Annotated in this window: 14 protein-coding genes and 1 tRNA gene; 11 read left to right on the forward strand and 4 right to left on the reverse strand. The window is 62.8% G+C overall.

Annotated features, from left to right (window positions below; translation table 11 throughout):
* The first annotated feature begins 2 nt into the window (after positions 1 to 2).
* Entirely contained in the window at positions 3 to 1,232 is a 1,230-nt protein-coding gene (locus CO664_RS17170; RefSeq protein WP_037414023.1) for an MFS transporter, read from the forward strand.
* 201 nt (positions 1,233 to 1,433) lie between these two features.
* The gene (locus CO664_RS17175) at positions 1,434 to 3,569 is read left to right on the forward strand and encodes a sodium-translocating pyrophosphatase (RefSeq protein ID WP_037414025.1); all 2,136 of its coding nucleotides are present in this window, start codon (positions 1,434 to 1,436) and stop codon (positions 3,567 to 3,569) included.
* Between the two features lie 69 nt (positions 3,570 to 3,638).
* Here the strand turns inward: CO664_RS17175 and CO664_RS17180 are convergent, their stop codons facing one another.
* Entirely contained in the window at positions 3,639 to 4,148 is a 510-nt protein-coding gene (locus CO664_RS17180) for an outer membrane protein assembly factor BamE (RefSeq protein WP_083853857.1), read from the reverse strand.
* Between the two features lie 139 nt (positions 4,149 to 4,287).
* Here CO664_RS17180 and CO664_RS17185 point away from each other — a divergent pair, with 139 nt between their 5' ends.
* From CO664_RS17185 to CO664_RS17220, 8 genes are all read left to right on the forward strand, one after another.
* Positions 4,288 to 4,827, forward strand: a complete 540-nt coding sequence (locus tag CO664_RS17185) for a ubiquinol-cytochrome C chaperone family protein (RefSeq protein ID WP_037414027.1) — start codon at positions 4,288 to 4,290, stop codon at positions 4,825 to 4,827.
* 65 nt (positions 4,828 to 4,892) lie between these two features.
* Positions 4,893 to 5,444 (forward strand): DUF177 domain-containing protein, encoded by a 552-nt coding sequence (locus tag CO664_RS17190; protein ID WP_097526455.1) that lies wholly within the window; start codon positions 4,893 to 4,895, stop codon positions 5,442 to 5,444.
* Positions 5,445 to 5,642: 198 nt separating this feature from the next.
* Complete coding sequence (gene plsX, locus CO664_RS17195; RefSeq protein ID WP_097526454.1) at positions 5,643 to 6,686, forward strand: phosphate acyltransferase PlsX; 1,044 nt, start codon at positions 5,643 to 5,645, stop codon at positions 6,684 to 6,686.
* Positions 6,687 to 6,704: 18 nt separating this feature from the next.
* Complete coding sequence (locus CO664_RS17200; protein ID WP_097539427.1) at positions 6,705 to 7,676, forward strand: beta-ketoacyl-ACP synthase III; 972 nt, start codon at positions 6,705 to 6,707, stop codon at positions 7,674 to 7,676.
* A 91-nt stretch (positions 7,677 to 7,767) separates the two neighbouring features.
* A complete protein-coding gene (locus CO664_RS17205) occupies positions 7,768 to 8,106 on the forward strand; it encodes an integration host factor subunit alpha (protein WP_037414032.1) in 339 nt (112 codons plus the stop codon).
* A 134-nt stretch (positions 8,107 to 8,240) separates the two neighbouring features.
* Positions 8,241 to 8,771 (forward strand): MerR family transcriptional regulator, encoded by a 531-nt coding sequence (locus CO664_RS17210; protein WP_097539428.1) that lies wholly within the window; start codon positions 8,241 to 8,243, stop codon positions 8,769 to 8,771.
* A 239-nt stretch (positions 8,772 to 9,010) separates the two neighbouring features.
* Complete coding sequence (locus CO664_RS17215) at positions 9,011 to 9,373, forward strand: YbaN family protein (RefSeq protein ID WP_097539429.1); 363 nt, start codon at positions 9,011 to 9,013, stop codon at positions 9,371 to 9,373.
* Positions 9,374 to 9,506: 133 nt separating this feature from the next.
* Positions 9,507 to 10,589, forward strand: coding sequence for a hypothetical protein (locus CO664_RS17220; RefSeq protein WP_097539430.1), 1,083 nt, complete (start codon positions 9,507 to 9,509; stop codon positions 10,587 to 10,589).
* A 75-nt stretch (positions 10,590 to 10,664) separates the two neighbouring features.
* Here CO664_RS17220 and CO664_RS17225 read toward each other — a convergent pair.
* A tRNA-Pro gene (locus CO664_RS17225) sits at positions 10,665 to 10,741 on the reverse strand.
* Between the two features lie 195 nt (positions 10,742 to 10,936).
* On the opposite strand from CO664_RS17225, the gene CO664_RS17230 reads away from it, so the two are divergent.
* The gene (locus CO664_RS17230; protein ID WP_037414035.1) at positions 10,937 to 11,152 is read left to right on the forward strand and encodes a hypothetical protein; all 216 of its coding nucleotides are present in this window, start codon (positions 10,937 to 10,939) and stop codon (positions 11,150 to 11,152) included.
* A 146-nt stretch (positions 11,153 to 11,298) separates the two neighbouring features.
* Here the strand turns inward: CO664_RS17230 and CO664_RS17235 are convergent, their stop codons facing one another.
* Together CO664_RS17235 and CO664_RS17240 are read right to left on the reverse strand one after the other, a co-directional pair.
* Positions 11,299 to 12,546, reverse strand: a complete 1,248-nt coding sequence (locus tag CO664_RS17235; protein ID WP_097539431.1) for an O-antigen ligase family protein — start codon at positions 12,544 to 12,546, stop codon at positions 11,299 to 11,301.
* Positions 12,543 to 14,099 carry an undecaprenyl-phosphate glucose phosphotransferase gene (locus tag CO664_RS17240; protein WP_037414038.1) on the reverse strand — a complete coding sequence of 519 codons (1,557 nt, stop codon included), beginning with the start codon at positions 14,097 to 14,099 and terminating at the stop codon, positions 12,543 to 12,545. Before CO664_RS17240 ends, CO664_RS17235 begins: the two co-directional genes overlap by 4 nt.
* Between the last annotated feature and the right edge of the window lie 31 nt (positions 14,100 to 14,130).

Consider the following 14,130-nt stretch of genomic DNA (forward strand, 5'->3'; position numbering starts at 1 on the left):
TGATGCTTGTTGCGGCTTCGGAAGACATCGGAACCGTCCTTCGCGAAGCCCGCCGCAACGTCCTTTTGCTTACTGTCGCCCAGGCGCTGCTCGGCGTCATCGGGCCCATCAGCTTTGCCGTCGGCGGCGTTGCCGGCCATCAATTGCTCGGCGACGACAAGTCGCTCGCGACCGCGCCCCTGACCACCTTCAATGTCGGCATGGCGATGGGCGTCATCCTGGTGGCGATCCTGTCGCGCACGGTCGAACGGCGCTTTGCCTTCATGATCGGCGCGGTGATTGCCGCGATAGGCGGCATTGTTACCGCCGCGGCTTTGTTCCGCGAGAGTTTCTGGCTGTTCGCCACCGGCCTCGCCATGCTCGGCTCCTCGAACGGCTTTACCCAAAAATTGCGTTTCGCCGCCGCGGATGCGTCGCCTTCCTTCTACAAGGCGAAGGCTATTTCCTGGATTCTGGGCGGCGGCATCCTTTCGGCAGTGCTTGGACCGCAGATCGTCATCTTCGCCGGCGATTACTTCGCACCGGTGTGGTTCGCCGGCGCTTTCGTCGCGCTGATCCCCATCTGCCTCTTCGCCCTTTTCTTCTTCATGCCGCTGCGGCTGCCGAAAACGACGGCGGCGGCGTCTGTGCAAGCAGGCCTACCCGCCCGCCCGCTTCGCGAGATCGCCGGCAGCCAGCGCTTCCTGACCGGCATGGTCTGCGGCATCTCCTCCTATGCGCTGATGACCTTCATGATGACCGGCGCTCCGGTCGCCATGGTCGTCGGCTGCGGCTTTTCGAGCGATCTCGCCACGCTCGGCATCCAATGGCACGTGCTTGCCATGTTCGCTCCAAGCTTCGCCACCGGCTGGCTGATAAGCCGCTTCGGCGCGGAGCGCGTCGTTGCCTGCGGTCTCCTGCTGCTCATGGGCTGTGCGGCCGTCGCTCATCTAGGCGTGGCGCTCTGGAATTTCTGGGGCGCGCTCGTTCTCCTCGGGCTTGGCTGGAACTTCGGCTTCATCGGCGCGACGGCGATCGTCGCCCAGAGCTACCGTCCGCACGAGGCGGACAAGGTCCAGGGCTTCCACGACGTCGTGCTGTTTTCCACCGTTGCCGGCTCGTCCTTCGCCTCCGGGAAGGTTCTGGCCGTCTACGGCTGGGACATGCTCAATGCCGTCATTTGGCCGGTGGCGGGCTTTTGCCTTGTGCTTCTCTTTCTCCTGATGCGTGCAGGCAAAAGGGCCGCAGCCTGAAGTCGCTGTCCTTCGCCGGGAAACATGAGCCTCACGACCCCGATGTTTTCGCATTTTCAGGGGCTTGACGATCCACATTCGCAACCGCACTCTGGCCGCGCCGTGGGAGCATGCCGCTTGAGGAGGCGCGTGCGATTCGCGGAAAAGAGGGGCCGGCGGCAGGGAGTTGAGGCCGCGGGTTTTAACGGAGGATAATGCGAAATGACCATATTGTTGGGCGTTATCGCATGCGGGTTGCTTTCAGTGGCCTATGCCATCTGGGCGACACAGTCGGTGATGGCCGCCGACCAGGGGAATGCCCGCATGCAGGAGATCGCAGGTTTTATCAGGGAGGGGGCACAGGCCTACCTCGCTCGTCAGTACACAACCATTGCCATCGTCGGTGTCGTCGTCTTCATCGCCGCATGGGTTCTGCTCTCGAGTGCGGCCGCCATCGGGTTCCTGATCGGCGCGGTGCTCTCGGGCGCGGCCGGCTTCATCGGCATGCATGTTTCGGTCAGGGCCAATGTCCGCACGGCCCAGGCCGCATCGGTCAGTCTCGCCTCCGGTCTCGACATTGCTTTCAAATCCGGTGCCATCACCGGTCTTCTGGTGGCCGGCCTCGCTCTGCTGGGCGTCTCGGTCTATTACTTCATTCTCACCGTCGGCCTCGGCCATGAACCGGCCGAGCGCGAGGTTATCGATGCGCTGGTCGCACTTGGCTTCGGCGCCTCGCTGATCTCGATCTTCGCCCGTCTCGGCGGCGGCATCTTCACCAAGGGCGCCGATGTCGGCGGCGACCTCGTCGGCAAGGTCGAAGCCGGCATTCCCGAAGACGATCCGCGCAATCCGGCGACGATCGCCGACAATGTCGGCGACAATGTCGGCGACTGCGCCGGCATGGCGGCGGACCTCTTCGAAACCTATGCGGTCTCCGTGGTGGCGACCATGGTGCTCGCATCGATCTTCTTCGCCGGTGCGCCGGTGCTCGCGACGGTCATGACCTATCCGCTGGCGATCTGCGCCGCCTGCATCATCACATCGATCATCGGCACCTTCTTCGTCAAGCTCGGCACCAACGGCTCGATCATGGGGGCGCTCTATCGAGGTCTGATCGTAACCGGCGCACTGTCGATCCTCGGCCTCGGCGCAGCGACATCGTTGACGATCGGCTGGGGCTCGATCGGAACCGTTGCGGGTCAGGACGTCACCGGCTGGGCGCTGTTCGTCTGCGGCATCATTGGCCTGGTCGTCACCGCGCTCATCGTCGTGATCACCGAATATTATACCGGCACGAACAAGCGGCCCGTGAACTCGATTGCGCAGGCCTCGGTGACCGGCCACGGCACCAACGTCATCCAGGGTCTCGCCGTGTCCCTCGAATCGACCGCCCTGCCGGCGATCGTCATCGTCGGCGGCATCATCACCACCTATCAGCTCGCCGGTCTCTTCGGCACCGCGATCGCCGTCACCGCCATGCTGGGCCTGGCGGGCATGATCGTGGCGCTCGATGCCTTCGGACCGGTCACCGACAATGCCGGCGGCATTGCCGAGATGTCGCACCTGCCGCCCGAGGTGCGTAAGTCGACCGACGCCCTGGACGCGGTCGGCAACACCACGAAGGCCGTGACCAAAGGCTACGCCATCGGCTCTGCGGGGCTCGGTGCGCTGGTGCTGTTCGCCGCCTATTCCAACGATCTGGCGTTTTTCGCGGCGAATGGCGACAAGCATCCCTACTTCGCCGACGTCGGCACGATCTCGTTCGACCTTTCGAACCCCTATGTCGTCGCCGGCCTGATATTCGGCGGTCTCATTCCCTATCTCTTCGGCGGCATTGCCATGACCGCCGTCGGCAGGGCAGGGGGCGCCGTCGTCGAGGAAGTGCGCCGTCAATTCAAGGAGAAGCCGGGCATCATGGAAGGCAAGGATCGGCCGGACTATGGCCGCGCCGTCGACATGCTGACCAAGGCGGCGATCCGCGAAATGATCATTCCGTCGCTCTTGCCGGTGCTGGCGCCGATCGTCGTCTATTTCGGCGTGCTGCTGATTTCCGGCTCGAAGGCCTCGGCCTTCGCGGCGCTCGGTGCCTCGCTGCTCGGTGTCATCGTCAACGGCCTGTTCGTGGCGGTCTCGATGACCTCCGGGGGTGGCGCCTGGGACAATGCGAAGAAGAGCTTCGAGGACGGCTTCGTCGACAAGAACGGCACGCGCCACATGAAGGGCTCGGAGGCGCACAAGGCTTCGGTCACCGGCGACACCGTCGGCGATCCCTACAAGGACACGGCCGGTCCGGCCGTCAACCCCGCGATCAAGATCACCAATATCGTAGCCTTGTTGCTGCTCGCCGTGCTTGCCTGACGGTATCAGCCTTCAACGAAAAGCCCGCGGAACTGAGTTCCGCGGGCCATTGCGTGAGCGGGATTTCCGTCAGTTGTTGCCGAAGTTCTTGAACAGGTTGCGCGCCGCGGCTTGTCCGGCACCTGGGCCGGTCAAGAGCTGGCCGAGGAAGCTCGTCTCCTTGCCGCCCGTCGGCGTCGTGCGCGACAGCATGTCGAAGACCTTGCCGTCCTTCATCGTATAATGAGCAAGCTGGCTGACGACGCCTTCCTTGTCGAAATAGACCGCGAGGATCGATTGGTCGATCAGCTTGGGCTTCATGAAGGCGACAGGACGCTTTCGCTTCTGCGAGATGTAGTAGAACACCTCGTTGTCGAAGGTCGCCGTCGTCGAGGGGGTGCCGAGCGACAGCAGCACCTGTTCGCGGCTCGACCCGACGGGAACCAGATTGAGGGTTTCCTGATCGACGACATAGCCCTGGTGCAGGACTTCACCGACATTCGCCGCCTGGCAGCCGGCAAGCACTGCAGTGCATAGGGAAGCCACGACCACGGCACGGCCAAGAACTTTCAGGTTTGTTGTCAGATACCGCTTCGTCAACGACTGCTCCCCTTGGAGTAACGATGGCATATGCGCCATTGCAATTCGTGCCTGCTTCGGTAAACCAGCTTCGGCTATCATGCAATAACGTCATGGGCGCGTGCCCACGGATTCGAGAAAGCCACGGTTGGGCTTTGTTATGATTTTTGGACTGTTCAAGAAAAAAAGCGGCAACATTGCGATTGTGGAGCGCCAGTATGGCCTTCTGACCGCGGCGGCGCGCCAGCCGTTTCTCTATACCGACCTCGATGTGCCCGATACGGTGATGGGCCGTTTCGAGATGTTGTCAGCGATCCTGATTCTCTATTTCCGTCGGACCCGCGCCTCGGCCCGCACCGGCCAGGAAATCGCCCAGGAGATCGTCGATGCCTTCTTCGAGGATGTCGACCACTCGATCCGCGAGCTTGGCGTCGGCGACGTCAGCGTGCCGAAGAAGATGAAGAAGTTCGCCGGCATGTTCTACGGACGCCTCGAGTCCTATGCGACGGCGCTCGACGGCGGCGACAGGCACGCGCTTGCCAATGCATTGCAGCGCAACTTTCATCCGCAGCAAGATGATGCGCCGGCGATGACAGGCTTGGCGCGCTACCTGATGTCCATAGAGGCCGCCTTCGCGAAAGTCCCGGAAGAGCTGGTCGAAACGGGACAGTTGCGCGTACCGCCGGCCGGGAGCCAATAGGCGTCCCCCAACGCAGCGGCATCTGCGCATCGGTAAAGACGCGGCGCTGCAGGAAGGATCTTGTCATGAAGCACGAAAGCAAACCGGCATTTTCCTACCCGGTGAGGGTAGGGCATATCTCGGCCAATCCGGTCAGCGTCCGCCTGTCCGCCAACGACGCCGAGCGGCGGGCGCTGGCGGAACTTTGGAAGGTCAACGAGGTCCGTTCGCTGGTCGCGGACTTGCAGATCGGACGCTGGAAGAAGGATGGCGTGAAGATCAAGGGCGAGGTGCAGGCCGAACTCGTCCAGACCTGCGTCGTCACGCTCGAGCCCGTCACCGCAGGGATCTCCGAGCCGGTTGAGGCGATCTTCGTGCCGGAGGGCTCACGCCTGGCGCGCCAAGCCGACAACGACGGCGGCGAGATGATCCTCGACCCGGGTGGTCCGGACATTCCCGATACCTTCACCGGCGACACGATCGACGTGGGCGTGGTCGTCAGCGAGCATGTGGCGCTTGCGATCGACCCCTATCCCCGCAAGGACGGGGCCGTCTTCGGCGAGCGCATCGAAAGCTCGGCGGCCGATGACAAGCGGCCCAACCCGTTCGCGGTCCTCAAGGATCTTAAAAAGGATTGAAACGGAATCGGCCGGGCTTACAATTCGGTTGTCACGCAGACGAAAAGCAGTATTTTGGCCCGACTTCAGCCGAGGGGGCCGTGGTGCCGACACGCTGCATGCTGGCCCAAGTGTCAGAGGGAAGGACGAATCGCCGTTGCGTAGGGACTGCGCAGGGGCGGAATGCGTCGCGTGGCGGGAAGAAGGGATAAGACACGCGTGGTCAGAATTTCACTTGACGTTATGGGGGGCGACTATGGTCCGGAGGTCGTCATCCCGGGTGCTGCCAGGGCACTCGAACGTCACCCGGATATAAAGTTCGTCCTGTTCGGCCAGGAAGCGCGCTGCGCCGAACTCTTGGCCAAGTACCCGAAGCTTCAGGCAAGCAGCACTTTTCACGATTGCGAGATCGCCGTCGGCATGGACGAGAAGCCGAGCCAGGCGCTGCGGCGCGGCCGCGGCAAGTCGAGCATGTGGAGGGCGATCGACGCCATCAATGCCGACGAGGCGGATGTGGTGGTCTCGGCCGGCAATACGGGTGCGCTGATGGCCATGTCGGTCTTCTGCCTTCGCACCATGCAAGGTATTCAGCGTCCGGCGATCGCCGCCATCTGGCCGACGCTGAAAGGCGAGAGCATCGTGCTGGATGTCGGCGCGACGATCGGCGCGGACGCGCAGCAACTCATGGATTTCGCCTTGATGGGCGGCGCCATGGCCCGCGCCCTCTTCGAGGTCGAACGTCCTTCCGTCGGCCTGCTGAATGTCGGCGTCGAGGAGATCAAGGGCCAGGAGGAGGTCAAGGAAGCCGGCAGGCTCATCCGCGAGGCCAATATCGAGGGCATTGAGTATTACGGGTTCGTCGAGGGCGATGACATCGGTCGCGGCACCGTCGACGTCGTCGTCACCGAAGGCTTTTCCGGCAATATCGCGCTGAAGGCGGCCGAGGGCACGGCCCGCCAGATCGCCGAATATCTGCGCTCCGCCATGTCGCGCACCCTTCTTGCAAAGATCGGCTATGTCTTCGCCAAGGCTGCCTTCGATCGGGTGCGCGAGAAGATGGACCCGCGCAAGGTTAATGGCGGCGTGTTCCTCGGGCTCAACGGCGTGGTCATCAAGAGCCACGGCGGCACCGATGCGGAAGGCTTCGCCGCCGCGATCGACGTCGGCTACGATATGGTGAAGAACGGCCTGAAGGCCAAGATCGAGGCCGACCTCGCACGCTATCACGGCGCCGAGCCGACCGAAGCCCTGCCGCCGGCATGATTGAAGAGGTTTGATTAGATGATCCGTTCTGTCGTTCGCGGCTTCGGTGCAGCGCTGCCGAAGCGAGTGATGACCAATAAGGAAATGGAATCCAAGGTCGAGACGTCCGACGAATGGATCGTGCAGCGGACCGGCATTCGCCAGCGCCACATTGCCGGCGAGGGCGAAACGACCGCCTCGCTCGGCGAGGGAGCGGCGCGCGCGGCGCTCGAGAGGGCGGGCATGACCGCCGATGATCTCGATCTGATCATCGTCGCGACCTCGACGCCCGACAACACTTTCCCCGCGACGGCGGTCAATATCCAGAACCGTCTCGGCATGCGCCACGGGGCGGCCTTCGACCTGCAGGCGGTCTGTTCCGGCTTCGTCTATGCGGTGGCGACGGCCGACGCCTATATCCGCGGCGGCCTTGCCAGGCGCGCTCTGGTGATCGGTGCCGAGACCTTCTCGCGCATCCTCGACTGGTCGGATCGCACCACCTGCGTGCTCTTCGGCGACGGTGCCGGCGCAATCATCCTAGAAGCACAAAAGGGCGAGGGCACAAATGCCGATCGCGGCGTGCTGACGGCGCAATTGCGATCCGACGGCATCCATGGCGACAAGCTCTATGTCGACGGCGGCCCCTCGACGACCGGCACCGTCGGCCACCTCCGCATGGAGGGGCGCGAGGTCTTCAAGCATGCGGTCGGCATGATCACCGACGTGATCGAGGCCGCCTTCGAGGCCACGGGAATGACGGCCGAGGACGTCGATTGGCTGGTGCCGCATCAGGCCAATCGGCGCATCATCGACGGGTCGGCGAAGAAGCTCGGCATTCCAAACGATAAGGTTGTGGTGACCGTCGATCTGCATGGCAACACGTCCGCCGCATCCATCCCGCTCGCCCTCGACGCCGCCGCCTCCGACGGGCGCATCAAGAAGGGCGACCTGGTGATGCTCGAAGCCATGGGTGGTGGCTTCACCTGGGGTTCCGTTCTCATCCGCTGGTAAAAAAATTGAATGACGGCAGGCGCTTGACCGAAAAAGGCAAGGGCAATAGTCTTTCATCGCTGATCGGCGAGCCAGACATCGGTGGGGGAAGATGAGCGGAAAAACAGTTACGCGAGCAGACTTGGCTGAGTCGGTATTTCGCAAGGTCGGTTTGTCTCGAACGGAGTCTGCCGAATTGGTGGAGACCGTCATCGACGAGATTTGCAACGCAATCGTGCGTGGCGAGAGCGTGAAGCTGTCTTCGTTTGCAACCTTCCAGGTCCGCGACAAGAACGAGCGCATCGGCCGGAACCCGAAGACGGGCGAGGAAGTGCCGATCTCGCCGCGCCGGGTGATGACGTTCAAGGCCTCCAATGTGCTGAAACAGCGGGTCTTGAAGGCGCATCTCAGCCGGAAGGCCAAGCAGAAGCAGGCCGGAGCGGGCTCCTGAGGCACGGCCACAATCACAAATGTGGTTGAAAACCCATCCATAAGCCATTGAAACAGGCCTGATTCGTGCGATCATCGCGCAATTGTCCAGTGATGCGGCTGCTTGCTTCGCATGAATATGGGGATGGGGACGATATGGAAAAAAGCCCGGACGCTTTCCGCACCATAAGCGAGGTCGCCGACGAACTCGACCTGCCCCAGCATGTGTTGCGGTTCTGGGAAACCCGTTTCCAGCAGATCAAGCCGATGAAGCGCGGCGGCGGCCGGCGCTACTACCGGCCCGAGGACGTCGATCTGCTGAAGGGCATTCGCCACCTGCTCTACGACCACGGCTATACGATCAAGGGCGTGCAGAAGCTTCTGAAGGCCAATGGCAACAAGTTCGTCGCCGCGATCGCGAGCGGCGATCTCGCCACCGTCGAGGCGCTCGCGGCCTCCAGCCACGAAGAACCGCCGGCGCCGAAGGTCGGCGTCGCCGACGAGGATCAGATCGTCGGCCGCCCCAAGGCCCCAGCCACTCGGCGCTTCTTCTCCTTCGGCGCCAGCAGCGACGATGCGGAGATTTCGATCGGCAAGACCTCCGTCAGCAAGGAGGACAGGGCGCTGCTGCAGGAAGCGCTTTACGATCTTTTGGAGTGCAAGCGCCTGCTCGACCAGGTGCGATAGCACGTTGTCGGCCGACCAAAGCATCGTCGTCGTCACTCGCCGAGCCGGAGCAAAGCGCCGAGGTAGAGGCGATCTTCTCCCACTAGGGCGTTGGCGAATTGCTGGCCGAGGCTGCGCGGCGACCGGTCCGGCGGCAATAGCAATCCTCTCGCATTGACAGGCCGGCTCCGACCCCACAGGATGCCGAGAAAATCTCCCGCAGGTTGATGGCCTGACAAGGAGAAGCGAGTAACCTTCCCATGCGCCCTGTTCTTCTCGGCCTCGGCTGGGTCATGGTCGGCATCGGCGTCGTCGGCATATTCCTGCCGCTTCTGCCGACGACACCCTTCCTGCTCCTGGCCGCCTGGCTCTTTGCCCGATCCTCTCCGCGTCTCGAACAATGGCTGTTCGATCATCCCCTGTTTGGGCAGCCTTTGCGCGATTGGCGAGAGGATGGTGCGATATCGCGTGGGGCAAAGATGTGTGCCTTGTCGCTGATGGCGCTGGGTTTCGCATTCTTCTGGCTCCGCGCCCAACCCAGCATGATCCCAGCATCCATCGTTGCGACGATCATGCTCGCACTGGGCGCATTCATCGCGTCGCGGCCCGAGCCGCGGAAGTGACGGGATCCGCCGGCCCGCAAGCGGGGTTCCAAAGGTAACACGCAAAGCGGGCACTCCATGGCAAAATACACTGGGCCGATCCGACCTCTCGCGGGTCGGGCGGCGCCGGCATTCGCAACCATGGGAGGAAGCCATGCAAATAGCTGACCACATTGAACGCACGAGACCGGATCGGTCGGCGCCGGAGGTCCTGGATCGGCTTCAGGCGATTTATCAACGCCGTCAGAAGGACGAGTGGCGCGCGACGGTGGACAGGCTGGATGCGCTGCGGCAGTCGTTCAGCGAAGAGCGGCGGCAGGTCTTTCCGGCCGCATTGCGCGACAGGCTGACAAGCGCTGCACGGGGCGGAAGGCGGGATGATCCCCGCGGGCCCGGACTAAGATACAAGTCGCTGATCGAGGCGAGAAACGCCGAGGTCGACCTGAAGGCGGTCAAGGGGCTGCATGACCGGGCCTATGACAAGTTCGGTCAACTGGTGAAGGGCTACAGTGCCTTTCACTTCCATGAATCGGTGGTCGGAAGCCTTGCCGACGCATTGGTCCAGCCGCCGATCGTTTACGTCGCTCCCGATCCGGACAAGGAAAAGCTGTTTTACCCGCATTTCGGCGGCTGTTGGGACCGGCTTGACCAGAACCAGGCAACCGGCGACGGAGCGATCGTCGAGAACAGGTCCTATCTCGATTGCGCCGCCCGCATGGGATCCAAGCTCGTCGCCCGCAACGACGACGCGTCCGACGTGGACCTCCTCTGCGCCTATCGGGAGAACGGCTATCTCGTTCCCTTCAAGACACTTCGTACCGGCATATTGCAGGTCAAGGCCGACCTCACGGCCCTCGTATGCCGCCATCATATCTCGACCTATGACGAGTTCGGATGGTCCGACTTCCATGCCACGACGCGCGGCAGACTCGTGATGGCGGTGTTCTGGAACTGGGACGACATCGATCCGGCCAACGAGGTCAGCGACCAATGGTTCATTTCCGGTCTCGACTGCCGCGGCGACGGCGAGAGCTTCCCCGGCACCCGCGTCCAGGCACTCCCGGGCGAAAGACGGATCATCAACCTGTTCACGGACGTGGCCTTCCCGGCCGGCCGCGAACTCTGGGTCTATGTCGGCATTGCCGATCGTATCTGGGCGCTGCTCAATGACGTCAGCATCGATATCTCGATCGACTCGGCTTGGCTGCTGAATTCGCTGGCAATCCGTTCGATCTGAGGGCCGCGACAGCCATTGTCCTTGCAACGGGCGACTGCGGCAGGGACAGGCTAAGCCTTGATTTTAGGAAATAAATGGTCGGAGCGACTGGACTCGAACCAGCGACCCCTTGACCCCCAGTCAAGTGCGCTACCGGGCTGCGCTACGCTCCGACCCGCTTCGTTACAAGCCCGCTCTCATTAGTCGGAACATAAGAGCGGCGCAAGGGGAAAATGGAATTTCGCCGGTCCTTCCGCAGCTGTTGAGAAACTGGGGATCCGCCGAAAGCAGTGGAGCGAACGGTTTTGTGATTTGGTCGGCGCAAGGGGCGCAGATACACTACGGCCTGCAACAACAGGAGAAGCCCTATGAAGCGCATCCTCGTATTTGCAGCCGCCCTCGCGCTTTCTGCGACCGCAGCGTCAGCCGCGTGCCTCGGCCACAACACCACAGCCTCGGCGGATCCGGTGGACAAGGAGATCACGACAGCCAGCGTGACAGAGACCGAACAGTCCAAGCCGGCCGACGAGCTTCTCCTGCAGCAGCGGAAGCTGCAGCAAGACGAACCGACCGCCGAAGAATAAGCCAGGAGAGCGGCGAATGCGGGTCTCGCCGGGCGTCTTTGCCTTCGAGGCCCGCTTTCCGCCTTGACTTGAACATGCGATCTGCCGACGACGCTTTCCTGCGTCGACCGCGTCCGTGTGTCTCAGACCCACACCTGCCTGTTTCGTCATCGCGAAGGTGATCTCATCGGCACGGCCTGCCGACGATTGCGATATTCGAGTGCGGCGCACCCCCAGACGATGCCGAGAAGCAAATAGAAATGCCGCCAGTGATCGGTATCGATGACGTTGCCTATGCCCACATGGCCGATAAGCGTCACCCAAGCGATCATCAGATAGGGCTGCCAAGGCCGGTCGAGCAGAAGAAGTCGAAACCCGAGCGTGAGCGTCCACGCGATCAGCGTAATATAAGCGACGAAGCCGATCCAGCCGTAGGACGTCAGGCTTTTCAGCCAGACATTGTGCTCGTCCTCCAAGAAGATCGCGCCGAACATCAGCGGGCCGATGCCGAGCGGCCTCTCCATCGACATCATAAAGCCGATCCGGTGCCGGTCGAAACGCCCGAGGTGGCCGCCGTCGTAATCCTGAACGAGTTGGGAGCGGCTTGAAAAGAGCGTTGCCACCTGTTCCGATTGCAGGGCGGCGACAAGGGCCGCCATGACGAAAAGGGCGCCGCAGAGTGCGAGCACGAGAATTCTCAGCCGGAATAGTCCGCTGCGCTCCTTGAGGAGCATGACGAAGACCAGCGCGACCACGCAGAAGAGATTGAGCGCCCAGGCCGCGCGGGAGAAGGAGAGGAACACCCCCAGCGTGAGGGCGAGCAGGCCGGCGATTTTGAGCGGAGCACGCCGGATCGGTTCCGTCAGCAGGCCGTGTACCAGATAGAGCACCGGCGCGGCGAGAAACGGCCCGAAGACGTTCGGGTCCTGGAAGGCACCCTTGGCGCGGTCGTAGAGGGTGAAGTTTGCGGCTCCCGGGATTGCGCCGAAATAGCCGAGAATGCCGAGAAGGGCCGTGAGCACGGCAGCCGAGACCCAGGCATTGAAGATCAACCGCAGTCGCTGGTGACGGTCTTCGATGATCGCAGCGAAGAAGACGGCGGTCAGTGCCAGGAAGCCGGAGACCGCCATGTACATCGGTGCCGTGGCGAGTTCGGTCATCACCGTCAGCGACAGCATGCCGCCGACCATGAACAGTACGAGCAGGGCCAGGAGGGGAGCGACGCGGCGTGAAATCCTCAGCCCGAAGAGCGACCAGAGACCGATGAGGCCCGCCATGAAGACCTCGTAGGGCGCCGGCTCCGCGATGACGAAGCCCGAGAGGAAAACGCCGATCGTCACCAGGCCGGAGCCGATGATCGAAACCGCGGCGAGCTGGGGCCGGATGACGGCCGGCTGGGAGGTGGTGGCGATCAATACGCGTTTTCCGTATTGAGCAGCCGGAAAGGCGTCAGGAACAGGATCTTCAGGTCCAGAAGCAGCGACCAGTTCTCGATGTAGTAGAGGTCAAAGGCGGTGCGGAAACGGATCTTCTCGTCGTTGTCGATTTCTCCCCGCCAGCCGTTGATCTGCGCCCAGCCGGTGACGCCAGGTTTGACCCGGTGGCGGGCGAAATAGCCTTCCACCACATCCGAATAGGTGCGGTTGTGCGTTTGCGCGAGAACGGCATGCGGGCGCGGCCCAACAAGCGAGAGCTCGCCCTTCAGCACGTTCACGAGCTGCGGCAGCTCGTCGATCGAGGATTTGCGCAGGAAGCGGCCGACGGGGGTGACGCGGGGGTCCCCCTTGGAGACCGCGTTGCGGGCGCTCGGATCGCTCAAATGGGTGTACATCGAGCGGAACTTGTAGACCTCGATGATCTCGTTGTTGAAGCCGTGGCGGTGCTGCTTGAAGATGATCGGCCCAGGCGACGTGAGCTTGACCGCGAGCGCGGCGACCAGCATCACCGGCCAAAGCAGGGCGAGCGCCACGATGCTGAAGAAGACGTCGAAGCACCGCTTAGCGACGGAATCCCAATCGGCAATCGGCTTGTCGAAAATGTCGAGCATCGGCACCTCGCCGACATGCGAGTAGCTGCGCGGGCGGAAGCGCAGATTGTTGGCATGGGCGGCGAGACGGATGTCGACCGGCAGCACCCAGAGTTTCCTTAAGAGTTCGAGAATGCGCTTCTCCGCCGTCAGCGGCAGCGAGAAGATCAGCATGTCGATGCGGGCGAGCCGGGCGAATTCGACGAGTTCGTCGACGGTTCCGAGTTTCGGGTAGCCGGCGATCACATGCGGCGAGCGCCGCTCGTCGCGGTCGTCGAAGATCCCGCAGATGCGGATGTCGTTATCCGGCTGGTGCTCGATCGTGCGGATCAGGTCTCGTGCCGGGGCACCGCCGCCGACGATCACCGCGCGGCGCTCCATCGTGCCGTTGCGCGACCAATGCCGGATCGAATAGGCGATGAAGGCGCGTTCGGCGACCAGGAAGAGCGCGCCGGCGACGAACCAGCCGCCGACCCAGACGCGCGAATAGAGATGTCCCCATTTCAGAAAGAACAGGACGAGCGCGATGGTGCCGAATGTCGCAGTCCAGGCGGCCAGGATGCGCGGCGTCATCCGGAGCCAGGCCCTGAGCGCCGGCACCTGATAGGTATCGGCGATCTGCATGGCGATCACGGCAAGCGCCGAACCGAAGGCGAGAATGGCGAGGTAGACCGGCAGGTCCTGGAGCGGAGGGCGGACATATTGCGTATTGATGGCATAGCCGATCGCGAACAGCGCGCAGAGGTCGAGCAGCCGGATGAGACCGGTGATCATCGACGGGGAATAGGTATCGGCCCGGAACTGGAGTGCGATCTGGCGCGCCAGCGGATTGAGCGGCGTAGGGTCGCCGGCCTTTTTCCCGTCGGCGGTCGTTCGGATCTCGGAGACCTTCTTGCGAAGCGCCTCGGTATCGAAGGTCTCGGGCCTGTCAAACTTGTTCATGGTGGCTTTCCGGCGCTGTCCGCTACGCCCG

It is taken from the genome of Sinorhizobium sp. NG07B (genome assembly GCF_002532005.1).
GTDB classification, from domain to species: Bacteria; Pseudomonadota; Alphaproteobacteria; order Rhizobiales; family Rhizobiaceae; genus Sinorhizobium; species Sinorhizobium fredii_C.